Consider the following 22,103-nt stretch of genomic DNA (forward strand, 5'->3'; position numbering starts at 1 on the left):
CAGAGCATAGCCACGAATCGCCAACGCAACTTTGTATACAGTTTCTGTATAACAATGCAGCAATCCATCAGCGCCAATGCTAACGTGGCCCACTCTCACCCGACGGAGACACCTGCGTGCTGATCCTCAAACTGCTGCTGATTCCCGGTTTTCTGCTGCTGATTTCGCTGGCCGGCAAGCGTTGGGGGCCGAGCGTGGCCGGGTGGCTGTCGGGCTTGCCGGTGGTGGTCGGGCCGATTCTGTTTTTCCTCGCCATTGAACAAGGGCCGCAGTTTGCCGCGCATTCGGCGGTGGCTGCGTTGTCGGCGATGTTCGCGATGATTGCCTTCTGCATCACCTACGCGCAGGTCGCCCAACGCGCGAACTGGCCGTTAGCGCTGACGGTGTCGCTGTCGGTGTGGGCCGTGATTGCTTGGGTGTTGTCGCTGATCCCGGCGTCACTGCCGTTTTCAGTGGCAGCGGCGGCGGTTGCGTTGTTGGCATCGCCGTACCTGTTTCCTACGGTGCAACCGATGCTCAACGGCCCGGCGCCGAAGTCGGACAAACTGATCTGGCGGATGATCGCCGGCGCTGCGTTGACCCTTGTGGTGACGATGCTGGCCAGCACCGTCGGCGAACGCTGGAGCGGGCTGTTGGCAGTGTTTCCGGTGCTGGGCAGTGTCATGGCGGTGTTTTCCCAGCAGACGCGCGGCCCGGCGTTTACCGCGGCATTGTTACGGGCGACGGCGACCGGTATGTACTCGTTTTCGGCATTTTGCCTGGTCTCGGCGCTGACCTTGCCGAGCCTGGGTCTGAGTGGCTTTGCCATTGGCGTGGCTGTATCGGTGGCCATGCTTGGCGTGACGCGCAAGTTGCTGGCCAAACCGGCGCCGGTGAGATCGACGCGAACGTCTGACGCCTGAAGCGCTTCTATCAATAAGTCCGGACGAGCCGGGCTGGAGTGCCAAGGCGCTGCGTGGGATGATCGCCCGCCTGGCACGACCACTTCCCGGAGATTCGAATGACATTGTTGAGCAAAAAAGCCGTCGTCCTGTTGCTGGCGGCAGTCGCCGGCCTCGGCGCCATCAACGCTCAAGCCGCCAAGGCCAAGGAAAAAGCCGACACCGAGAAGGTCTCGATGCTCAATGGTAAATTCACCTTCACGCTGCCAAAAGGCTTCGTTGCCGATCCGCTGCCGGCCAGTTCGACGGGCGCCAAGGGCACGATGTACACCAACCAGGCGACCAAAACCGTAGTGATTGCCGCCGAAAACCAGATTCCCGAAGGCAACAACGTCAAGGACAACGACAGTGAGTTCCTCGACGGCACCGTCGCTGATTTCATTGATGCCCAGCGCAAGGCGCTGCCGGACTTCAACAAGCTCAGCGAAAAAAGCCTGACCCAGAAAGGCACCGGCCTGGGTCTGCGTCAGGTCGACAGCACCGCCACTCAGGGCGGCGGGCAGACGCTCAACACGACGTTGATGGCCGGCTCCGGTACGCGTATGGCGCTGGTCCAGGTGATTTCCCGGGTCAGCGACAAGAAAGGTCACGACGCACTGGTGAAAACCATCCTCAAGGATTGAGCTGCTGCAACCAGGCGTTCAAGTCGCGCAATTCGGCCGCACTGATGCTGTGGCCGACGCCGGGATAGGCGTGAAACTGCGGTTTGTAGGCGAGTTTCTGCAACAGTTCGTTGGCCGCTGTGCCGTCGTGGTACGGCACACGATCATCGGCGGTGCCGTGACCGATGAAGATGCTCAGTGGCAGCGGTGGTTGCGCGGTCTTCAGTTCAGCTTTCAACACTGGCAATAAACGCCCGCTCAACGCCGCGATACCACCCACGATCACGGGCGGCCGCAGCCCCACCTCGTAGGTCATCATCGCGCCTTGGCTGAAGCCGATCAGGTACACCTTGTCCGGTGCGGCGTGATACTTCTTCGCCGCTTGCGCGATAAAGTCCCGTAGCTTCTGGCCGCTGGCCTTCAGATCATCGGTTTCGCCGTTGTAGGCACCTTCGCCTTTCTTGCGAAACCATTGGAAACGCCCTTCGCCCAATGCCAACGGTGCCTGCACCGACAGGTAGTTGTATTGCGCCGGCAACTGGAATTTCATGCCGATCAGATCGGCCTCATTGCTGCCGTAACCATGCAGGAAAATCACCAGCGGACGCGGATCGGCGTCGGCGTGGACCTGCTCGATGTACTTGAGCGGCAGATCGGATTGCAGGGTGGTTTGAGCATGGACGGCGGTGGACGCCAAGAGAGTCAACAGGGCAAAGACCTTCAACATAGAGCCTTCCTTTCACAGAGTGTCGGGTTCGGGGGGAGCCTAACATCCCGGGTCACGGATCCAAATTCTGTGGCGTTGTCCAAACCGCCATCGCTGGCAAGCCAGCTCCCACAGGATTTGTGTGAATACAATATGTGTGAACACCTTCAACCACTGTGGAGCTGGCTGTCAGCTCACAATAAATTTGTGTAAATCCAATAGTTGTAAACACCCTCAACCACTGTGGGAGCTGGCTTGCCAGCGATGAGGCCATCAAATCCAATGAAGGGCTATGAATTGGGTGTTGTTGATGTCCCCTTCGCGAGCAGGCTCACTCCTACATTTGGAATGCGTTCCCCTGTAGGAGTGAGCCTGCTCGCGATGAGGCCTTTAGATGCGACGAAAATCCGTCAGTCGTTGGTCAGTTTGCCCGTACGAAACGGCACCCGCCCCGCCACTTTCGCCTGCCAGATTCCCGGTTCGGTGTAACGCCCGCGATCAATCGCAAACAACACGCCACTGGTGCCGGCACGCACAGTGCTCACGCGGTCCTGCAGCGGATCAACCACTTCAAACAACGCATCGCCCTCCTCCACCCACTCGCCCGCATTGCGCAGGAAACTCACCACGCCATGGTGCGGCGCAAACAGGTATTCGGTGCCCGCAAAAGGCATCCCTTCGCAGCACTCGCTCGGCGCCGTCGGCCATTCGCCGCTGATGAAACCCTGTTCCGCCAGAAAACCCAGAATCGCCTCGCAGTTGGCTTGAGCCTGATCGACCCGGGTGTCGCCCATACTGCCCAGCTCCAGCGTGGTGGCGAGGTTGGCCGCTGGAATCGCCGCATTCGGGAAGGCTCGCGCCAGACGCAACCACGGCGTCGAGCAGGATTCATCGAACGAGCTGCCGCCGGAGTCTTCACACAGCAGCGCAACGCCAGCCTTCAGCCGCGCCGCCAGGGATTGCCACTGCGGCCAGTGTTGCGGCAACGCATACAGGTGAATCGCCGCCTCGAAATCGCAATGCAGATCGAGGGTGATGTCGGCGTCGCAGGCATGACGCAGCAGCAAGCGATGCAGTGCCTCCAGTTGCGACGCCGCTGGCGGCAGTTCATCGAAGACCTGGCCCATGGCTTGGCGGATCAGCGCGATGTTGGCTTCGGCATCAGCGCCCAATTGATCGCCGATCAATGCCGCCACCGGTGCGCTGAGTTCAACGAAGGCCCGGTTGAAATTCTTGCCGCTGCCCAACTCGAAGCGGCCCATGTGATTGCCTTGCAGATGCTGGTCGAGCCCGATCGGGTTGGCGACCGGCACCAGTTCGATCACACCTTGCAAGCGGCCCTGCGCTTCTAGTTCGTTGAGGCGTTGCTTGAGTTCCCATGCGGTGCGCATGCCCGGCAGTTCATCGGCATGCAGGCTGGCCTGGATGTACACCTTGCGAGTGCCCGCGCCATAGCGGAACACGCTGAGTGAACGTTCGCTGCCCAAGTGGCTCCAGGGCAGAACGTGGTCGATGCGTTGCATGGGTAACTCCTCAATATCTGGATCACAAAGATCCCCTGTAGGAGTGAGCCTGCTCGCGATAGCGGTTTAACATTCAACATCATCGTCGTCTGATACTCCGCTATCGCGAGCAGGCTCACTCCTACAAAGGTCTCACCACAATTAGAGCGCAAAAAAAGTGGCCACCGCGCTAACGGGGCCACTTTTTTTACGGCGTATTAATGGCCGTACACGTCAAAGTCGAAGTACTTGTCTTGCACTTGTTTGTACTTGCCGTTGGCGCGGATTTCGGTGATGGCCTTGTTGAACTGCTCAGCCAGCGCGGTATCGCCCTTGCGCACTGCAATGCCGGCGCCGCCGCCGAAGTATTTGGCGTCTTCGTAGGTCGGACCGACGAATTCGAAGCCTTTGCCAGCGTCGGTTTTCAGGAAGCCGTCACTGAGGTTGACCGAGTCGGCCAGCATCGCGTCGAGACGACCGGAGGTCATGTCGAGGTTGGCTTCCTGCTGCGAGCCGTAACGGACCAGATCGATCCCGGCCGGCACCAGCACTTCAGTGGCGAAACGGTCGTGGGTACTGGCACGCAGCACGCCGACTTTCTTGCCTTTGAGCTGGGTCAGCGGGTCAGTGATGTTGGAGCCGGCCTTCATCACGAAGCGCGCCGGGGTGTGGTAGTACTTGATGGTGAAGTCGACGTTTTTCTTGCGGTCGTCGGTGATTGTCATCGAGGACAGGATGGCGTCGATTTTCTTCACTTTCAGCGCCGGGATCAGGCCATCGAATTCCTGCTCGACCCAGGTACATTTGACTTTCATCTGCTCACACAACGCATCGCCGATGTCCACGTCAAACCCGGCCAGTTTGCCGTCCGGGGTTTTCATCGAGAACGGCGGGTAACCGGCTTCGATACCGATGCGGATCGGCTTGGCGTCTTCGGCCACAGCGGTCAGGGACAACATCGACAGTGCCAGGGCACCGAACATCACTAGCTTCTTCATTTATTACTCCTGTGTGCGGAGGCTTTTATTGGCAGCTTTCGATTCAGCGTTCGGTCATGGCCAATTGGCTATAAAAACCGAAGTGGCCGGCAGTCTATGGCGGCGCGCACAGGGTAAATTGTGTTTAAGCGACAAATACTTACGAAAAATCGGCGCACCGATTGACCGGGGTCAACGGTGCGCCGTTGTGGTGCAAAGGCTGTAGGACAGAACCTTATTTCGCGCAGGAAATCTGCGATGAGTACCCTTTGTGGCGAGGGATCAGCATTCACAGCCGATTGCGGTTTTGCCGACTGGCTCAACACTCAGTTGAAAGCCTTCATCAAGCCATCCGGTAACGCCGCCGATCATCTCCTTGACCGGGTAACCCAGCGCCGCCAGTTTCACCGCCGCCTTGTTCGCGCCGTTGCAGTGCGGGCCGGCGCAATAGACCACGAACAGCGTGGTTTTCGGATAGCCCGCCAGTTCCGCCGCCGTCAGCAGCCGGTTCGGGATATTGATCGCGCCCGGCACATGCCCGCGCTCAAAAGCCAGCGGGCCGCGCACGTCGACCAGAACAAAATCAATCTCCCCAGCCTCTTGGCTGCTGAACACGTCGGAACAATCGGTTTCGAAGGTCAGACGATTGCTGAAGTGCATCAGGGCGATCGCCGACGGAGCGGCAGGGATCTCGCGAACGAGGCTTGTCATGGGTGTTGCTCCTTTGTCTGTAGGGGTGTGAACAGACTTTATCGAGCGGCCGCTTGCGGCTACAGTGGCGCACAAGACACTCACCGGGAATTTTCCGCCAAATGCCGACATCACCAGGTCTCGTCGCAATTCTGGCCTACGACGGCCTCTGTACTTTCGAGTTCGGCATCGCCGTGGAGATCTTCGGCCTGGCCCGGCCGGAGTTCGATTTCCCGTGGTACACCCACGCCATTGCGGCGGTCGATCAAGGCCCGATGCGTGCCTTGGGTGGCATTCAGGTATTGGCTGATGGCGGTCTGGAACTGCTCGCCGAGGCGCGCACCATCATCATTCCCGGCTGGCGTGATCGAAATGCCGAGGTGCCGCAAGCGCTGCTCGATGCACTGCGTCAGGCCCATGCCCGTGGCGCACGGTTGTTGTCGATCTGCTCGGGTGTGTTTGTGCTGGCGGCCAGCGGCCTGCTCGACGGCCACGGCGCCACCACGCATTGGCGCTACGCCACGGAACTGGCGCAGCGCTTTCCGGCGATTGCGGTCGATGCGGATGTGCTTTACGTCGACGCTGGCCAGTTGATTACTTCGGCGGGCAGCGCGGCCGGCATTGACGCCTGCCTGCATCTGGTGGCGCGGGACTTCGGCACGCAAGTCGCCAACTCGGTGGCGCGGCGACTGGTGATGTCGCCGCAGCGTACCGGCGGGCAGGCGCAGTTCATTCCGACGCCGGTCAGCCCGACGCCGCGCAACGATCTGTCACGGGTGATGCAGTGGGCGCGCGAGCGTTTGCATGAACCGCTGGAAGTGCGCGATCTGGCCAGTGAAGCGGCGATGAGCGAACGTACGTTTTTGCGGCGATTTACCGAGGCCAGTGGCCAGTCGCCCAAGGCGTGGCTGCAGCATGAACGGCTGGCGCGGGCGCGGGAGCTGCTTGAGAGCACGCCGCATAACACCGAGCAGATTGCCGAGCGTTGTGGTTATCGCTCGGTGGAGAGTTTTCGCGTGGCGTTTCGCGGGGTGGTGGGGGTGCCGCCGTCGGTGTATCGGGAGCGGTTTGGGCGTGGGGTGAAGGTCAGTTCTTGAGTGAATTTTGAAGGCCCCATCGCGAGCAGGCTCGCTCCTACAGTTTGGAATGCATTGCCCCTGTGGGAGCGAGCTTGCTCGCGAAGGCGTCAGGAAAAACGCAGCATCATTTAGACATCAGCCATGAGGCTACAGCGCCTTGCGCCTTTGCCTACAACTACGCCAGAATCCGCCGGCTTGTGCGGCTTGAGGGGTGCCGGTAACTTGGTTCGCGTCACTGAATGTTCAGTGATCGGGTTTAGTCGCTCGGTAATCTACTTAAACCGCACAACGCTCCAGACAGTAGGTATTTCGATACTTCACTCAATGGTAGCTGTGCGCAGGGCGCCTTCGGGTGCGCCGGTTTTGGTGTGGATTTCCGGTCGACTAACCTGCGTATAGCTGCCACCTTATCGTTTAGTCGCGAGGTGGTGTCAGCATCACTTTGGAAAACCACACCATGTTCAAAATCACGCCAAATCCGCCCGAAACAGGCGCAGAAATCGATCCAAATCCTACGTCCCCCTATTCCACGCCGGGCTCCAGAAAACTCCACGAAGCCGCCGAACGCGCCCTCGATCACTATCTGAAACCCACACCGCCTTCGCCACCGCGCAAACCCAGCACGATGTTCCTCGTTGACCCGAACACCGGCACCGAAGACCTCATGGCCCACGCCTGCGAATCGATGGCCTCGGCCAGCATCATGCTCAGCGACTTCGCCGCCCTGCTCGACTCGCCCTACCGCAACACCGTGCTCGGTATTCAACAAGTGGTCATGCTCGGCGAACTCGCGGTCAACCGCGCCCTCGACAAACTCGACCCCGACCTGAGGCAATGACCATGACCCACAAAACAGATGCACAAGTCGTCGCGGCATTGGTGGCCATGGGCTTCAATGAACGGGACAGACGCTGGGCACAGAACACCTGCCTGGTGCTCTTCGAAAGCGAACGAGAAACCATCGTCGCCTCCGCCGTCACCGTCCTCGCCCAACTCGATGAACTGGAAATCGACGCCGTCCTGCCGGCGCTGCGCCGAGTCAGCCGCCGATTCCCTTCACTGCAAAGGACGGTGGCCGACACCTTGGCCGAGATGGCGCATGCAGCCTGATTGACCGAGTGACAGCTCTTCGCGAGCAGGCTCGCTCCCACACGGGATCTGCAGTGCACTCAAATCCCATGAGCCACCGCAATCACCTGTAGGAGTGAGCCTGCTCGCGAAAGCTTTCTTTCTGCCGACAAATATCTGAAAGCCAAACCCCAGGAAGGCCCAAGTCATGAAGGAACATCACCCGCGCTACTCAAGTGTCTGGGATGCACTCGAAGACACGCCGCAGGACGCCGCCAATATGCGTCTGCGGGCCAAGCTGATGCGCACGCTTTGCAAGACCATCCGAGCTTGGGAGCTTCCTCAGCAAGAAGCAGCCAAACGCTTGGGGATCACCCAGCCGCGACTCAACGATGTGCTCAATGGAAAAATCGACAAGTTCTCTTTGGATGCGTTGGTCAATCTGTCAGCCGCAGCAAAACTGGAGGTAGACATCTGCTTCCCGCTGGGTCAACCGTGGAAATGGGCTTGAAAGAAAGCTGACCCGCCACCAATCCACTGTCCAGACAAATGATGAGGGGCATCGCCCCTCTCACGCCCAAAGCGATCGCCACCCACCTCAATCATCCCGCGTCAGCACTTCCAACAACTCAATCTCAAACACCAGATTCGAATTCGGCGGGATCTTGCCCATCGTTCTCTCGCCGTAACCCAGGTGCGCCGGCACCAGCAGTTTGCGTTTGCCGCCGACTTGCATGCCCATCAAGCCCTGATCCCAACCCTTGATCACCCGCCCCGTGCCAATCACGCACTGAAACGGTTTGCCGCGACTGTGGGAAGAATCGAACTCGCTGCCGTCTTCCAGCCAACCGGTGTAGTGGGTGGTGATCAGCGCGCCTTTGACGGCGGCTTTGCCCTCGCCCACCTGAAGATCGATTACCTGCAGTTCATCATTCATGACATTCACTCTATTGTTCGGCTCGCCGCCGTTTTCCCAGAATTGCCAGTCGATGGCAACCCGTAAGCGCAGATCAACGTGGTATCCGAAGCGAGTGCGGAACAATTAAGATAGCCAACCGCCATTACTTCTCGGATCGACTCGCCATGCTGGCAGCTCCTCAATGATTCAGCTCTGGATCAGCCTCGCCATCGCTGGAGTCATGCTGGCTGTTATTGCCTTGCTGAGCTGGCGTCAGCGCGGTTTGCGCAAGCAGCTTGCCGAATACCGTGAACTGCTGACCCGGGCCGCAGAGGGTCAGAACATTCATCAGGACGGCGACGTCGAGCGTTTCAAGCGCAGCCAGTATTTTGCGCGCATCGGCACCTGGGATTGGGAAGTAGACACGGACCGGCTGTACTGGTCAGACGCGATCTACGGCATGTTCGGCTTCAGGATCGGCGAAATCACACCGTCCTATGCGCTGTTCTGTTCCTGCGTACACCCGGACGATCGCGTCAGGGTGCGCGCCGGTGAACTGCGTTGCCTGGAAACCGGTGAAAATCACGATGAGGAATACCGCGTGGTCTGGCCCGACGGCACGATTCGCTGGCTGCGGGAAACCGGCAACGTGGTGCGCAATGACCACGACGCGGTGATCAAGATGATGGGCGTGGTGCGCGACATCACCGAAGAAAAAGCCTCGGCCAGCTACCTGCAACACCTCGCCCATTTCGATCCGCTGACCGGTCTGCCCAATCGTCTGGTGCTGGAACAAAAACTGTCAGAAGCACTGGATCACGCGCGGCAGACTGACACGCGCGTAGCCCTGGTATTTATCGACCTCAACGGCTTCAAAACCATCAACGACCACTACGGCCATGCCGCCGGCGACCGGGTGTTGATCACCACGGCCACGCGGCTGAAACGTATCCTGCGCGTCACCGACACCGTTGCGCGCATTGGCGGTGACGAGTTCGTGGTAATCCTGCAAGGCCTGGCACCGGGCCTCGACCTACAGGACGAAGCCCGCAGCATCTGCCAGAAAATCTTCATCGAACTGTCGCCCCCGATCAGCATCGGCAACGACCAGCGGCACATGGGTAGCAGCCTTGGGGTGGCGGTATTTCCGGATCACGCGGCAGCCATGGATCGCCTGCTGCACATTGCCGATCTGGCGATGTATGAGGCCAAGCGCAGTGGTAATAATCAGTATCGATTGGGCGGGGAAAGCCCTGCGCGCGTGCAGACGCAAGGCTTTTGAAACGCAGGCTTAACGCTCGACCGGTTGCATCTCGACAATCGTCCCGTTGGTGATCATCACCATTACGTACTTGTCGTTGATCTGCACCCACTGCGCCTGTTCGATTGGTGCTTTCAAGCCTTTCTGCTTCCAGTTTTTCAACGCTTTGTCGCTGCGCTGATAAACATCCGGAGCGCGGTCGTTGACCTTCAATTGACGGTCGCTGACCGGGGATTGAACGGCGGGTTCGCTTGAGGTTTGCGCCGCTTGAACAAGTGGGCTGATCCCGGCAATGCCGGCGACGAGGGCCAGGCTGGCGATTAGGGTTTTGCTGTTCATCGGTGAACCTCCTGTGGTGTGTGATACCTGAACTCGGACTGCCGGGTACGGGAATCATTCCTTGTTTTTTGCTTGGGCTGGCCAGGGATTGTAGTTGCCGGTGAGGCCGCCATCGCTGGCAAGCCAGCTCCCACAGGTTTTTTGGTGTTTGCAAGAGCAGTGAGGACACTGCGCAAATTGTGGGAGCAGGCTGGCTGGGGGATTGTAGTTGCCTGTAAGGCCGCTATCGCTGGCAAGCGAGCTCCCACAGTGGATCAGCTCGTTTACAAAGGTTGTGTACACCAAAGAAACCTGTGGGAGCTGGCTTGCCAGCGATGGGGCCAGCTCAGTCGACATCTTCATTGCCAGACTCACCGCTTTCGCGAGCAGGCTCCCTCCCACCGGTTTAGTGCTGCCGCGCTGGATTGATTCACTTTGCACATCAATCCATACCAACAATGCAATTAACAGATTGTTACATCTGCGCCACCATCCGCCTCAATAAAAACCGTGCGCCGCCCTCCCGTAGCGCACGTCATAAAAGCGGTGGAGTACTTTTCTATGACAGCCTCAATCCCACACGGCGGCTCGCGGGCCGGCGCCATTTTCCGGGTGACCTCGGGCAACTTCCTCGAACAGTTCGACTTCTTTCTGTTCGGCTTTTACGCCACGCAAATCGCGGCGGTGTTCTTTCCGGCGAGCAGTGAATTCGCCTCCCTGATGATGACCTTTGCCGTGTTCGGCGCAGGCTTTTTGATGCGTCCACTCGGGGCCATCGTGCTCGGTGCGTACATCGACGACGTCGGCCGGCGCAAAGGGCTGATCGTCACCCTGTCGATCATGGCCAGCGGCACGATATTGATTGTGCTGGTGCCCGGTTACGAGTCCATCGGTCTGTTGGCCCCGGCGCTGGTGCTGATCGGGCGCTTGCTGCAAGGCTTCTCCGCCGGCGCGGAATTGGGTGGGGTGTCGGTGTATCTCTCGGAGATCGCCACGCCGGGCCGCAAAGGTTTCTTCACCGCCTGGCAGTCGGCCAGTCAGCAAGTGGCAATCATCGTTGCAGCGGCGCTGGGCTATGCCCTGAATGCGTGGATGGCGCCGGATGTGATAGCCGACTGGGGCTGGCGGATTCCGTTTTTCGTCGGTTGCATGATCGTGCCGTTCATCTTTTTCCTGCGGCGCAATCTGGCGGAAACCGAAGAGTTTGCCGCACGCAAACATCGCCCGAGCATGAAGGAAGTGTTCCGCACCCTTGGCCAGAACTGGGTGGTGGTGCTCGGCGGGATGTTGATGGTCGCCCTGACCACGACCGCGTTCTACCTGATCACCGTGTACGCGCCGACCTTCGGCAAAACCGTGCTGCACCTGAGCACTTCTGACGCGTTGCTGGTGACGCTGTTGGTCGGTGTGTCGAACTTCTTCTGGCTGCCGATTGGCGGCATGCTGTCCGACCGTGTCGGGCGTCGTCCGGTACTGATCGCCATGTCGCTGCTGGCGTTGGCCACGACCTATCCGGCGCTATCGTACCTGGTGCAGGCGCCGAGCTTCAGCCACATGCTGCTGTCGCTGTTGTGGCTGTCATTTATCTACGGCTTGTACAACGGCGCGATGATTCCGGCGCTCACCGAAATCATGCCGGTGGAAGTCCGGGTCGCCGGTTTCTCCCTCGCCTACAGCCTGGCCACCGCAATTTTCGGCGGTTTCACGCCGGCAATGTCGACCTTCCTGATCCAGTACACCGGCGACAAAGCCGCGCCGGGTTACTGGATGAGTGTCGGTGCGCTGTGTGCCTTGTGCGCCACTCTTTATCTGTACCGCCGTGCCGGTGGTCGTCTGCAACCTGTCGCGGCCTGAGGAAAACTCGCCATGAAAAAACTGTTTACTGTCACCGCCCTGCTCGCCGGTCTGGCGTTCAACCTCGCGGCCCAGGCCGAAGAATTGAGCGTGATGACCTCCGGGGGCTTCACTGCCGCCTACAAGATTCTCGGACCCAAATTCGCCGCCAGCACCGGCAACACACTGACTACCAGCCTCGGCCCGTCGATGGGCAAAGCCCCCGAAGCGATCCCCAATCGTCTCGCGCGCGGTGAACACGCCGACGTGGTGATCATGGTCGGCTACGCCCTCGATGACTTGATCAAACAGGGCAAGGTCGACCCGGCCTCGCGGGTTGAACTGGCAGATTCGCGGATCGGTCTGGTGGTGCGTGAAGGCGCGCCGAAACCGGACATCAGCAGCGTCGACGGCCTGAAGAAAACTCTGCTCAACGCACAGTCGGTGGCTTACTCCGACAGCGCCAGCGGCGTGTACATCGAGCAGCAGTTGTTCAAGAAACTGGGGATCGAAGATCAGCTGAAACCGAAGGCCAAAATGATCCCGAAAATCCCGGTCGGCTCGGTGGTCGCCACGGGCGACTATCAGTTGGGCTTTCAGCAAGTCAGCGAGTTGCTGCCGGTGCCGGGGGTGAGTTTTGTCGCGAAGATTCCGGAGTCGGTGCAGTCGGTGACGCGGTTCGCGGCCGGGATTCCGGTGGGTGCGCAACATCCACAAGAAGCCAAGGCGCTGCTCGCTTACCTCGCGGCGCCTGCCGCCCAGACGGACGTGCAAGCCACCGGGCTGGATTCGGTCAAGCGCTAAGAGTCGGCGGCTGGACTTTCATGGCCACCACCAGCCGCTCCAGTTCCAATGCCGCCGGGGTCAACGTGCGATCCCGGCGCTTGATGATGCCGACACTGCGCATCACCTGCGGATCGATCAACGGCACCCGCGTCAGGATCGGATGATCCGGCCCCGGCATTGCCATCAACGGCACCGCTGCCACACCCAACCCCGCCTCCACCAGACCGATCATCGTTGTGACGTGGCGGGTTTCGCAGATACTCGGACGCTGCGGCACCACGCTGCTCAAGGCCTGATCGAGCAGAAAACGGTTGCCGGAAGTCTTGTCCAGCGAGATGTAATCCTGCTGATAAAACTCGTCCCACGTCACGCTGCTGCGCCCGGCCAGCGGATGATCACGGCGACAGGCGACCACGTAGCTTTCCTGCACCAGCGGCTCGAATTCGACTTTGGCTTCCTGAGTGCCCATGAAACTCAAGCCGAAATCGGCTTCGCCATTGACCACCGCACTCAAGACGTCGTGCGCGCTGGAGTCGAGCACTTTGACTTTGATTCGTGGAAATTGCTGGTGATAACGCGCAACGACGCGGGGCATGAAGTAGTACGCGGCGGACGGCACGCAAGCGACGGTGACGTGGCCCAAGCGGGTCGAGGCGACTTCGCTGATGCCGAGCAGCGCCACGTCGAGGTCATCGAGCAGTCGTTCGACGCTGGGCATGAAAGCACGTCCGGCCTGGGTCAGGCTGACTTTGCGCGTGGTGCGCTCGAACAGTTTCACGCCGAGGGCGTCTTCGAGCTTTTCGATGCGTCGGCTCAGCGCCGGTTGCGACAGGCGCACCGTGTCGGCGGCCTTGCGGAAACTGCCCTGCTCGACCACTGCGCGAAAGGCTTGCAGGTCGTTGAGGTCGAAGTTGATGGCCATGGGCGGACTCGGAGATTGATTCGCAGAGGTTATAAATGTAACCAATTGATGCAACTTGTTACAGCCTCGCCGCGCAGTAAAAACCCGCCACAAGGGCGGGTTTGGGTCATGCCGCGTCAGGCCATCAGCGACGCCGGAAACAGGCTCTGTCACTCCAGCCACTCACCGCCAGACAGTTTGGCTCGACCTGCAATTGCAGATCCTCGAACATCGCCGCCAACTCTCCGGGACCGTGCTCGGCCTGCCACTGCACCTTCAGTAAACGCGTGTCAGGGGCGACGTCGAACCACTGAATTTCCTCAGCCGATCCATGCGTGCGCAGGCCAAGCTTCTGCAAGGGACTGGCGCCGGTATAAGGCAGCGTCAACCGCGCCTGACTCGAGTCGGTCCAGCTTTGCTGCTGAGTCGATCCATCGGCAAACTGCCAATACACGTCGACCGGTTTTATCGGCGGCGCGGGGATCGGATCGTAATGGAACAGCTCGATCAGGTAGTGATTCTGGATACGGCCTTGCTCATCCTCGGGTAAAAATCGTTGCGCATCGGCCAATTTATCTTCCTGCGGCGTGTCGACCACAATGGATTGAAGCTTGGGTTTTTTCCAGTTGAAGCTGAACAGACGCGTGTCGGGCGAGACCTCCAGCCATTGTTTGGGCGCGGTGTCTTTCAGGGCACTGAAGCCGATTTTGCGGATGGTTTTCTGTGGATCGTAAGGCAGCCAGAGTCTGGCCGGGATGCCGGGTTCCAACGGCAAAGGACCGCTGACGCCATGGTCGAACTGAACGTAGACAAACCCCGGTTGGACCTTTGGCGCCTCACGCAAACGGGCATGGCGCATCTCTAAAAGATAGTGATCGCGCCATACGCCAGCGCGCTCATCCGGATAGTGCGTGGCATTCTCTTCCAGCTGCGCCAGGCTGATTTCCCCGGGATCTTCAAAGGCCAGCGCCTCGGCGGGTTGCGTACTGGCCTGGCTTTCCAGCGTCACGACGTCGTCCTCGACGTACCACTTGCCGCTGGCCATGCCGCTGGCGGAACCATATTCAACGCCGGCCTTGAACGTGCCGTCTGCCTGCAACAGCAATTCGGCGCCCATTTCCATGACGCCGGACAGGTAGTAATGCCCGGGCAGTGTCGAGGATTCGGCGTTGGCGTCAATTGCGGTCATACATACAAGCCCGGCACACAGCAGGGTTCTAAAATCCATTCCGGAGAAGCTCCTTGTAACGTCACGAAGTATCGAGATGAACCTGACGCTTCGGCTGCACCTTGCGTCGGGGCCCGCACGATACCATCGGACGTGCGCCGCGTGATCAGTACAACCCGTTCTGCGGCGGGATCTTCTGTGGATCTTGAATCGATTCAGCCCTTATCCTTGTCGCCCCCGCCGTACCGCTGTCAGGAGTCAATCCATGCCCCATGAAGGCAATCTGTTGCAAGCCGCTGTCGTATTTCTGTTCGCCGCGGTGCTCACCGTGCCTTTGGCCAAACGTCTGCAATTGGGCGCGGTGCTGGGTTATCTGTTTGCCGGGGTGATCATCGGCCCGTCGGTGCTGGGCCTGATCGGCAATCCGCAAAGCGTCGCGCATATTTCCGAACTGGGCGTGGTGTTGCTGCTGTTTATCATCGGCCTTGAGCTGTCGCCGCGACGCTTGTGGGTGATGCGCAAATCGGTGTTTGGCGTCGGTCTGGCTCAGGTGTTATTGACGGCTTCGGTAATTGGCGTGCTGGCGTTGTCGGTGTTCGGCCAGCCGCTGAACAGTGCGATCGTATTGGGGTTGGGTCTGGCGCTGTCGTCCACCGCGTTTGGCCTGCAAAGCCTTGCCGAACGCAAGGAACTGACCAGCCCCCACGGGCGCCTGGCGTTCGCCATTCTGCTGTTTCAGGACATCGCCGCGATCCCCTTGATTGCGTTGGTGCCGATGCTTGCCGGCGGTGATCACACCACCAGCAATGCCGAGAGTCTGAATCACGGTTTGCAGGTACTCGGCGGGATCGCCGTGGTGGTGGTCGGCGGGCGTTATCTGTTGCGCCCGGTGTTCCGCGTGGTGGCGAAAACCGGCCTGCCGGAAGTGTCCACGGCCACGGCGTTGCTGGTGGTGATCGGCACGGCGTGGTTGATGGATCTGGTCGGTGTGTCGATGGCGCTCGGGGCGTTTCTTGCCGGGCTGCTGCTGGCGGACTCGGAATACCGCCATGAACTGGAAGCGCAGATCGAGCCGTTCAAGGGCCTGCTGCTGGGGTTGTTTTTCATCAGTGTCGGCATGGGCGCCAATCTGAGTCTGCTGCTCAGTGCACCGATCACCGTGTTGGGGCTGACGCTGCTGTTGATCGGTCTGAAACTGCCGCTGTTGTTTGTGGTGGGACGCCTGGCCGGCGGCTTGAACAGAATCAGCGCAATTCGCCTCGGCATCGTCCTCGCAGCGGGCGGTGAGTTTGCTTTTGTGGTGTTCAAGATCGGTCGCGATCAGGGTCTGTTCGAACCGCGCCTGTACGACTTGCTGGTGCTGACCATCACCCTGTCGATGGCGCTGACGCCGTTGTTGCTGTTGATTTGCGCGCGGCTGGTCAGCCCCAAGGTGCAGCCCGTGGAAGTGCCCGAGAAATTCCGCGAGATCGACACCGAAACCCCGCGTGTGGTCATCGCCGGCATGGGCCGGATGGGCCAGATCGTCGCGCGGATTCTGCGCGCACAGAACATCAGGTTCGTCGCGCTGGACACCTCGGTGGAGACCATCGAACTGTCGCGCAGCTTCGGCGGGGTGCCGGTGTTCTATGGCGACCCGATGCGCCCGGAAATCCTCAATGCGGCCAAGGTCGGCGAAGCGGAATATTTCGTGATTGCCACGGATGACCCGGAGACCAACATCAAAACCGCCGAGGTGGTGCGCAAGCTCTACCCGCACATGAAAATCATCGCCCGGGCGCGCAACCGTCAACACGTCCACCGCTTGGTCGATGTCGGCGCGGAGGCGATTAGGGAAACCTATTATTCGAGCCTGGAAATGAGCCGACGCACGCTGGTCGGTCTCGGCTTGACCCAGGCGCAGGCCGATGCGCGGATCAAGCGCTTCAAGCACCACGACGAACAAGTGCTGGAGGCGCAACACGCGGTGTACGACGACGCCGCCAAAGTCCTGCAAACCGCCCAGGAAGCCCGGGCGGAGCTGGCGCGGTTGTTTGAATCGGATCAACTGGAAGAGGAATCGCGCAAAATCTGAGCCCTTCCCGGGCCAGCTCCATGTAAGAGCTGCTGTGAAGGCTGCGATCTTTTAACCTTCGCTTTTTGGTAATGACCGTTCGTCGAAAACCCGCCCGCACCTGTCAGATCTGACAGGTGCGCTTTTCCTAAATCCCGCGTTCAATCACTCCGTCACCTTCCCGACCGGAGTTCGCGCCCATGTCCGCCAACGATCTGCCCGAAAACAGCACCCTGATTTTCAATGAACTCGACATCCCCGGTCGCACCGGGCCAGTGTCCGATTCACCCAAAGTCTGGGGCATCAACCTTGCGGCGGCTCGGGACAATTTCCCCCGGCAGGGCCTGTTATGCCGGGCCGGGCCGTGGAGCCCGATGGGTGTTGGCGACAAGTTGGTGATTTTTTGGGGCAGCGGGCAACAGGTGCTGCAGGAAACCATCGACAAAAACGAAGTCAACACACAGTTGCAGATGTTTGTGCCCTCGGCCCGCATTACCGACGGTACGTTCCCGGTTTCCTACAGCGTGACCCGCCTGAACCAGACGCCAGAACCATCGGAAGTGATGACCGTGCGGGTCAAACTCACCCGCCCCGGCGGTGATGAGCCGAAGCTGCTCATGACCCTGCCCAAAGAGATCATCGACGGCGGTATCGATCAGGACAATGTCGCCGACGGCGTGCCGATCACCATCGGCGCCGCTGGCGCGGCCCCTTATCAAAATGCCGCCGCTGGCGACGTGGTTCACGTGAGCTGGGGCGGCGTCTTCGTGCTCAGCAACCCGCTGACCCAGGATCAGGCGGACGGTAAGACACCGGTTATTGTGCATGTCGGTGAGGCCACCATCCGTGAAGCCGATGACTCGGACGACGCGGGGCTGGCCGTGGCCTTCGAGGTCTATGACGTGGTCGACAACCGCTCCAGGAGCTGGAGCGCCGAGCAACGGGTGGTGGTGGCAATCGACGCCACCCGACTGGTAGCACCGTTGCTCAAAGAAGCGCAGAACAACGTGCTCGACGTCGACAAACTGGGCGACGCCGATGGCACCGCGCAAGTCTGGGTGGCCGGTGCTTCGTTCAAGGTCGGCGACACGCCGGTCCTGCGGATCAAAGGCACCCCGGTCGAAGGCGCGCCCATTGATGTGCAGATCAGGGGCACGGCGCTGATCAGCGTGCCGACCACCCATGAAACAAAAATCCCCAACGCCGTGCTGCGCCAGCTGGCCAAGTCGCAGATCGCCCTGTCCTATCATCTGGAAAAGGCCGACAATTCTGCCGACCTGCGCGCCAAGACCCAGTTCATCAGTGCCATCGGCGAGGTGCAACGGCTCCTGGCCCCCGTGGCGCATGGCGTGGTGTCGGGCGCACTCGACCCGACGCTGCCGCAGGTGCTGATCGACATCCCGTTCGACAACTCCTTCGCCGCCGGCCAGTCAATCAAGCTGTTCTGGCTCGGCACCCGCCCCGAACTGACTCCGTACCTGCCCGACCTGCCGCTGCGCACGATCACCAGCGGCGATATCGACAAAAAGCTGCCGCTGCGAATCATCGTCCCCGGCACGCACCTGGCTCCGATCAACGGCGGCAAGCTTGAGCTGTATTACCAGTTGCTCATCGAAGACGCTGTTCTGGGCACGATGAACCGGGTCAACGCCACCCACGCCATCCGCGAATCGATCCACGCCGACATCCTGCAAATCGGCGAACCGCGCCTGGAACTGCCGGAGCCGAAAGTGGCCGGCGTAGTCGACGGCGTGCTGCCCGCCGACACCCAAGGCACCACCCTCACCGTGGTGTACCTGAATACCGTCAAGGATGACGAAGTGGTTTACGAATGGTTCGGTTCAAAAACCGGCAAGACCATCGACTCGCTCATCCTGAGCTCGTTCACCGCCGGCAAACCGGTTGCGTTCACCATCGACGCCAAGGTGATCAAGGACAACGAAGGCGGCACCGTATCGGCGTCGTATTTCATCAAGCGTGCGGCGGGGGGGACGAGTTATTCCAATCCGCAGGATTTCAGGGTCGGGCGTGCTGTCGAGGATTTGAAACCGGTGATCAGCACGGTGAAGGATTCCAAGGGTGAAGACATTCCGCATAACGGTGGCACAGTCGATCCGAAGATCAAACTGACCGGCACCGCAGCACCGCTTCAGGAAGTCGAAGTGTTCGACAATGGGGCTTCAAAAGGTAAATACACCGCCAATGACGCTGGCATCTGGACCTGCGAAACCACGCTGACCGGCATTGGTACTCGCACGCTCACTGCCAAGGCGCTGTACGGTACGGGGCAGGTATCGCTCGGCAGAGTCCTCACCCTTTCGAATGCCATCAAGCCAAGCATCACCTCGGTGAAAGACTCCAAGGGCGTGGAGATTCCCGATAAAGGCAACACGCCCGATACCACCGTCAAATTGACCGGTGGCGGCACACCGCGTCTGAAAGTCGAGATCTTTGACGGTGTGACGTCCAAAGGTATAGCGGAGGTGCGCGCCAATGGTGGGATGTGGGAACTTGAGGTGAAAGAACTGAGCGCCACGTTGCACAGTTTTACCGCCAAGGCGCTGTACGTACCTGGGGAGAGTTCCGCCGCCAGGACGCTGACCGTCGGCATGGCCACACCGATCAAACCTTCCATCAAGGAAGCTGCCGGCAGCAGCAATCTGAACCCGATCGCTGCAAAGGAGCGCTTGACCGTGGTGGTGCCGCAATACACCGGCATGGACAGCAACGACCAGCTCACCGTGACCTGGACTGGCGCCGCCAACACCTTGCCGGGTGGGTCGCACACCTCGACGGCGTTTCCCGTGGGCACCGTTGGCCAGAAAGAAATTGAGATTCCCAATACGGTGGTGGCCTTCAACTTGGGCAAATCGGTGACGGTGAGTTATACCGTGACGCGTGGTGGTACGCCGGTGTCTTCGGATGTTTTGACGCTGCCGGTGCTGCCAATTGCAGATGGGGATGCACAGCTACCCAGTCCGATCGTCGATGGCAATACCAGTAATGAGCTGGACGTCACCAAACTGCCGGCCGACGCCAAGACACGCATCGCCGCCTGGCCGTTCATCAAACAGGGGCAGAAGCTCTGGTTACGTTATTTTGTGGATGACAATCCAACGGCAATCAGCACGACCTTTGAAGGTGACGCTGTGCCTGCGGGAGTGGAATCAAGTGGCATGTACCCGAATACACCAGTAGCTGTCCTGCGAGAACAGGCTAATGGTTCCCGGCTGCGGATCGAGTTCAAGGTGACCTTTGATGGCAACACCGATGAAAACAAGGCAGTGAGTTTTCAGTTGCGGAATTACACCGTTAAAGCACCGCCCGCACTCATCGTGGATACGTCACCACTCATCCTTAATGGGTTTAATATAGTGGCAGGATTCTTCTCAAGCGGCAGGGACCCCGCTGGCACAGCAGCAAATCGCGGCGCTAAAGGAGGTGTTCTCCCTTACACCTACAAATCTTCCGCACCATCCGTTGCCTCTGTTGATAATAAGGGCAATATCAGAAGCACAGGAAACGGGGAAGCAATGGTAACTGTTGAAGACGGCGTGGGGCAAATCAGGAACATCCCCGTTACTTCAACTAACGTCATCACATATCGATTCCTTTCACAAGTAAGCTATGCCGAATATTTAAGTGAGGTGAACAGATTGGGAGGGAAATTAGTTCAGAATAGCGAGCAGGATGCCCACCTAAAAGTACTCAACACAAAATTTTATATGCAAGGCGACTTTCCTGTCTTCTCCTGGTGGGGCCCCGTGTTATCAAACTCACCGAGCCATGCGCATCAAATCTCATGGCAATATAATTTCAGCGTCACTTCCGATGACACTAGGAAAGTTGCAAATGGTGTATACTGGCTCAACACTTAACAGGAATTACTCCACATTTTAGCGTCCTAAATGGAGCGTTAATACGAAAAACTTTAATCTACCCCAAGCATTGTCCCACCTTGGAAATTTGCTGAGGTCTACTTCTAAGTCCGGAGTATTTTCGCTGAAAGAAACAACTTAAGAGGCTATTGCAGTCGGTAACACTTCACAGGAATGCGAAGCCCCTTTCAATAAGCTCGAAAGAGGTTTCATCGGGATGGCAGATGATGGGAGTCTCGGCAGTTTCGATATCACCTCAGCCAAGCGCGTCGATGTGCAGTAAATGGCCGACGCGGCGGCGATGCTCCTCCGTGATGGGTGTGTTGGGTTAGTAGGTCCAGGCGCGGGTCTGAAGGAGAGAAAAATCAAAAGATGGCAGCCTTCGGCAGCTCCATGGATCGGTGTAGGCGCTGCTTAAAGCTGCGATTTTGCTTTTAAACAGTCACGTTTAAATGAAACGCCAAGTCACGTAATCAGGCTACACGACCTTGCGTAATTGCCTACAGCTACGCCAGAATCCGCCGGCTTGTGCGCTTTGGGGTCGGGTTCTATTGTGGTCCGGTCGCTGACGAATCAGCGATCGGGTTTCGCAGCCCGGATCAATCAAGGCGCACAGCGCTCCCAATCGTTGCTCTCAAGATTTATTGCAACGGTGCTTCATGGTGGCTGTGCGCGGGATACCTTCGGGTATGCCGGGTTCCTTGATTCCCGGTCTGCGAACCTGCGTACAGCTGCCACCTCTCTTCGTTTCGCAGCGAAATGTGGCGGCTCCGACAATCAAGGAGTTTCACCATGATCAAACCAACGCCCAACCCACCCGAAACCGATCCCACCTCCCCCTACGAATCCCTCGATTCGAAAAAGCTCAACGAAGCCGCCGACCGCGCGCTCGATCACTACCTCTGCCCGCCCGGGTCCACACCACCGCCCCGCAGAACCCGCAGGATGTACGCCGTTACCGCCGACTTCAAAAACGAGGAGATGCTGGCTGATGCCTTTGAGACCCTCGCTTCTGCAAGAACCATTGCCAGTGACTTCGCCCACCTCTTGCCAGCGTCGCAGCGCCGGACGTTGTTGGGGATTGCGCAGCTGATCATGCTCGGGGAGTTGGCGGTGAATCGGGTGTTGGATAATTTGCAGGTGCCGGACTGACGACAGGCCCCCTGTGGCGAGGGAGCTTGTCGAATCGTCGCACCGTCCCGCTCGACTGCGCAGCAGTCGTAAATCCTGAGTACGCGGTATTCCTGTGGGTTTGAATTCTCAGATTTTGGGCCTGCTGCGCAGCCCATCGGGGATAAATCCCCTCACCACAGGTACGCGGTAATTCTGAAAGATCGAGGTCGCATGTTTAGGGTCCGCTTCACAGCCCAGCGGGAGCAAGCTCCCTCACCACAGGCACGCGGTGTTTCTGAAGGATCGAAGTCGTGGTTTTTTGGGCTGCT

At 59.3% G+C, this 22,103-nt stretch carries 20 protein-coding genes; 12 read left to right on the top strand and 8 right to left on the bottom strand.

Going from position 1 to position 22,103, the window contains the following annotated elements:
* The first annotated feature begins 116 nt into the window (after window positions 1–116).
* Both ACVVH8_RS18160 and ACVVH8_RS18165 read left to right on the top strand, forming a co-directional pair.
* A complete protein-coding gene (locus ACVVH8_RS18160; protein WP_212809340.1) occupies window positions 117–902 on the top strand; it encodes a hypothetical protein in 786 nt (261 codons plus the stop codon).
* Between the two features lie 98 nt (window positions 903–1,000).
* Window positions 1,001–1,564: a DcrB/PsbP domain-containing protein gene (locus ACVVH8_RS18165; protein ID WP_401298665.1), complete on the top strand. Its 564-nt coding sequence runs from the start codon at window positions 1,001–1,003 to the stop codon at window positions 1,562–1,564.
* On the opposite strand, the gene ACVVH8_RS18170 is transcribed toward ACVVH8_RS18165, so the two are convergent.
* The 4 genes from ACVVH8_RS18170 to ACVVH8_RS18185 all read right to left on the bottom strand — a co-directional run bounded on the left by ACVVH8_RS18170 (window position 1,554) and on the right by ACVVH8_RS18185 (window position 5,439).
* The gene (locus tag ACVVH8_RS18170) at window positions 1,554–2,270 is read right to left on the bottom strand and encodes an alpha/beta hydrolase (RefSeq protein ID WP_475225383.1); all 717 of its coding nucleotides are present in this window, start codon (window positions 2,268–2,270) and stop codon (window positions 1,554–1,556) included. The genes ACVVH8_RS18165 and ACVVH8_RS18170 overlap by 11 nt on opposite strands.
* 389 nt (window positions 2,271–2,659) lie before the next feature.
* A complete protein-coding gene (locus ACVVH8_RS18175; protein WP_475225385.1) occupies window positions 2,660–3,772 on the bottom strand; it encodes a succinylglutamate desuccinylase/aspartoacylase family protein in 1,113 nt (370 codons plus the stop codon).
* Between the two features lie 197 nt (window positions 3,773–3,969).
* Window positions 3,970–4,749, bottom strand: a complete 780-nt coding sequence (locus ACVVH8_RS18180; RefSeq protein ID WP_008082447.1) for an ABC transporter substrate-binding protein — start codon at window positions 4,747–4,749, stop codon at window positions 3,970–3,972.
* Between the two features lie 261 nt (window positions 4,750–5,010).
* Entirely contained in the window at window positions 5,011–5,439 is a 429-nt protein-coding gene (locus ACVVH8_RS18185; protein WP_103305866.1) for a rhodanese-like domain-containing protein, read from the bottom strand.
* Between the two features lie 101 nt (window positions 5,440–5,540).
* Here ACVVH8_RS18185 and ftrA point away from each other — a divergent pair, with 101 nt between their 5' ends.
* The 4 genes from ftrA to ACVVH8_RS18205 all read left to right on the top strand — a co-directional run bounded on the left by ftrA (window position 5,541) and on the right by ACVVH8_RS18205 (window position 8,076).
* Window positions 5,541–6,515 carry a transcriptional regulator FtrA gene (gene ftrA / locus ACVVH8_RS18190; protein ID WP_475225388.1) on the top strand — a complete coding sequence of 325 codons (975 nt, stop codon included), beginning with the start codon at window positions 5,541–5,543 and terminating at the stop codon, window positions 6,513–6,515.
* A gap of 439 nt (window positions 6,516–6,954) precedes the next feature.
* Window positions 6,955–7,335 carry a DUF6124 family protein gene (locus tag ACVVH8_RS18195; RefSeq protein WP_475225390.1) on the top strand — a complete coding sequence of 127 codons (381 nt, stop codon included), beginning with the start codon at window positions 6,955–6,957 and terminating at the stop codon, window positions 7,333–7,335.
* A gap of 2 nt (window positions 7,336–7,337) precedes the next feature.
* Window positions 7,338–7,607, top strand: a complete 270-nt coding sequence (locus tag ACVVH8_RS18200; protein WP_103305863.1) for a hypothetical protein — start codon at window positions 7,338–7,340, stop codon at window positions 7,605–7,607.
* Between the two features lie 166 nt (window positions 7,608–7,773).
* Window positions 7,774–8,076 (top strand): helix-turn-helix domain-containing protein, encoded by a 303-nt coding sequence (locus ACVVH8_RS18205; RefSeq protein ID WP_475225393.1) that lies wholly within the window; start codon window positions 7,774–7,776, stop codon window positions 8,074–8,076.
* Between the two features lie 87 nt (window positions 8,077–8,163).
* Here the strand turns inward: ACVVH8_RS18205 and ACVVH8_RS18210 are convergent, their stop codons facing one another.
* The gene (locus ACVVH8_RS18210) at window positions 8,164–8,502 is read right to left on the bottom strand and encodes an FKBP-type peptidyl-prolyl cis-trans isomerase (protein WP_103305861.1); all 339 of its coding nucleotides are present in this window, start codon (window positions 8,500–8,502) and stop codon (window positions 8,164–8,166) included.
* Window positions 8,503–8,665: 163 nt separating this feature from the next.
* On the opposite strand from ACVVH8_RS18210, the gene ACVVH8_RS18215 reads away from it, so the two are divergent.
* Window positions 8,666–9,745, top strand: coding sequence for a diguanylate cyclase domain-containing protein (locus ACVVH8_RS18215; RefSeq protein ID WP_475225396.1), 1,080 nt, complete (start codon window positions 8,666–8,668; stop codon window positions 9,743–9,745).
* A gap of 9 nt (window positions 9,746–9,754) precedes the next feature.
* Here the strand turns inward: ACVVH8_RS18215 and ACVVH8_RS18220 are convergent, their stop codons facing one another.
* Window positions 9,755–10,063, bottom strand: coding sequence for an RcnB family protein (locus ACVVH8_RS18220; RefSeq protein ID WP_475225399.1), 309 nt, complete (start codon window positions 10,061–10,063; stop codon window positions 9,755–9,757).
* 540 nt (window positions 10,064–10,603) lie between these two features.
* On the opposite strand from ACVVH8_RS18220, the gene tcuC reads away from it, so the two are divergent.
* Both tcuC and ACVVH8_RS18230 read left to right on the top strand, forming a co-directional pair.
* The gene (gene tcuC / locus ACVVH8_RS18225; protein ID WP_212809354.1) at window positions 10,604–11,896 is read left to right on the top strand and encodes an MFS transporter; all 1,293 of its coding nucleotides are present in this window, start codon (window positions 10,604–10,606) and stop codon (window positions 11,894–11,896) included.
* A 12-nt stretch (window positions 11,897–11,908) separates the two neighbouring features.
* Window positions 11,909–12,679 carry a substrate-binding domain-containing protein gene (locus tag ACVVH8_RS18230; RefSeq protein ID WP_475225401.1) on the top strand — a complete coding sequence of 257 codons (771 nt, stop codon included), beginning with the start codon at window positions 11,909–11,911 and terminating at the stop codon, window positions 12,677–12,679.
* On the opposite strand, the gene ACVVH8_RS18235 is transcribed toward ACVVH8_RS18230, so the two are convergent.
* Both ACVVH8_RS18235 and ACVVH8_RS18240 read right to left on the bottom strand, forming a co-directional pair.
* Window positions 12,669–13,583: a LysR family transcriptional regulator gene (locus tag ACVVH8_RS18235; RefSeq protein ID WP_475225403.1), complete on the bottom strand. Its 915-nt coding sequence runs from the start codon at window positions 13,581–13,583 to the stop codon at window positions 12,669–12,671. The genes ACVVH8_RS18230 and ACVVH8_RS18235 overlap by 11 nt on opposite strands.
* Before the next feature lie 124 nt (window positions 13,584–13,707).
* Window positions 13,708–14,751: a hypothetical protein gene (locus ACVVH8_RS18240; protein ID WP_475225405.1), complete on the bottom strand. Its 1,044-nt coding sequence runs from the start codon at window positions 14,749–14,751 to the stop codon at window positions 13,708–13,710.
* A gap of 244 nt (window positions 14,752–14,995) precedes the next feature.
* On the opposite strand from ACVVH8_RS18240, the gene ACVVH8_RS18245 reads away from it, so the two are divergent.
* From ACVVH8_RS18245 to ACVVH8_RS18255, 3 genes are all read left to right on the top strand, one after another.
* A complete protein-coding gene (locus ACVVH8_RS18245; protein WP_103305854.1) occupies window positions 14,996–16,804 on the top strand; it encodes a monovalent cation:proton antiporter-2 (CPA2) family protein in 1,809 nt (602 codons plus the stop codon).
* Window positions 16,805–16,983: 179 nt separating this feature from the next.
* A complete protein-coding gene (locus ACVVH8_RS18250) occupies window positions 16,984–20,661 on the top strand; it encodes a hypothetical protein (protein WP_475225407.1) in 3,678 nt (1,225 codons plus the stop codon).
* A 792-nt stretch (window positions 20,662–21,453) separates the two neighbouring features.
* On the top strand, window positions 21,454–21,813 hold the full coding sequence (locus tag ACVVH8_RS18255) for a DUF6124 family protein (RefSeq protein ID WP_475225409.1): 360 nt from the start codon (window positions 21,454–21,456) through the stop codon (window positions 21,811–21,813).
* Window positions 21,814–22,103 lie beyond the last annotated feature (290 nt).

The sequence above is a fragment of the Pseudomonas trutticola BRTCR10 genome (assembly GCF_056155105.1).

Coding starts and splice junctions, on each gene's coding strand:
- ACVVH8_RS18165 (WP_401298665.1), top strand. CDS start 1,001: ATGACATTGTTGAGCAAAAAAGCCGTCGTCCTGTTGCTGGCGGCAGTC.
- ACVVH8_RS18170 (WP_475225383.1), bottom strand. CDS start 2,270: ATGTTGAAGGTCTTTGCCCTGTTGACTCTCTTGGCGTCCACCGCCGTC.
- ACVVH8_RS18175 (WP_475225385.1), bottom strand. CDS start 3,772: ATGCAACGCATCGACCACGTTCTGCCCTGGAGCCACTTGGGCAGCGAA.
- ACVVH8_RS18180 (WP_008082447.1), bottom strand. CDS start 4,749: ATGAAGAAGCTAGTGATGTTCGGTGCCCTGGCACTGTCGATGTTGTCC.
- ACVVH8_RS18185 (WP_103305866.1), bottom strand. CDS start 5,439: ATGACAAGCCTCGTTCGCGAGATCCCTGCCGCTCCGTCGGCGATCGCC.
- ftrA (WP_475225388.1), top strand. CDS start 5,541: ATGCCGACATCACCAGGTCTCGTCGCAATTCTGGCCTACGACGGCCTC.
- ACVVH8_RS18195 (WP_475225390.1), top strand. CDS start 6,955: ATGTTCAAAATCACGCCAAATCCGCCCGAAACAGGCGCAGAAATCGAT.
- ACVVH8_RS18200 (WP_103305863.1), top strand. CDS start 7,338: ATGACCCACAAAACAGATGCACAAGTCGTCGCGGCATTGGTGGCCATG.
- ACVVH8_RS18205 (WP_475225393.1), top strand. CDS start 7,774: ATGAAGGAACATCACCCGCGCTACTCAAGTGTCTGGGATGCACTCGAA.
- ACVVH8_RS18210 (WP_103305861.1), bottom strand. CDS start 8,502: ATGAATGATGAACTGCAGGTAATCGATCTTCAGGTGGGCGAGGGCAAA.
- ACVVH8_RS18215 (WP_475225396.1), top strand. CDS start 8,666: ATGATTCAGCTCTGGATCAGCCTCGCCATCGCTGGAGTCATGCTGGCT.
- ACVVH8_RS18220 (WP_475225399.1), bottom strand. CDS start 10,063: ATGAACAGCAAAACCCTAATCGCCAGCCTGGCCCTCGTCGCCGGCATT.
- tcuC (WP_212809354.1), top strand. CDS start 10,604: ATGACAGCCTCAATCCCACACGGCGGCTCGCGGGCCGGCGCCATTTTC.
- ACVVH8_RS18230 (WP_475225401.1), top strand. CDS start 11,909: ATGAAAAAACTGTTTACTGTCACCGCCCTGCTCGCCGGTCTGGCGTTC.
- ACVVH8_RS18235 (WP_475225403.1), bottom strand. CDS start 13,583: ATGGCCATCAACTTCGACCTCAACGACCTGCAAGCCTTTCGCGCAGTG.
- ACVVH8_RS18240 (WP_475225405.1), bottom strand. CDS start 14,751: ATGACCGCAATTGACGCCAACGCCGAATCCTCGACACTGCCCGGGCAT.
- ACVVH8_RS18245 (WP_103305854.1), top strand. CDS start 14,996: ATGCCCCATGAAGGCAATCTGTTGCAAGCCGCTGTCGTATTTCTGTTC.
- ACVVH8_RS18250 (WP_475225407.1), top strand. CDS start 16,984: ATGTCCGCCAACGATCTGCCCGAAAACAGCACCCTGATTTTCAATGAA.
- ACVVH8_RS18255 (WP_475225409.1), top strand. CDS start 21,454: ATGATCAAACCAACGCCCAACCCACCCGAAACCGATCCCACCTCCCCC.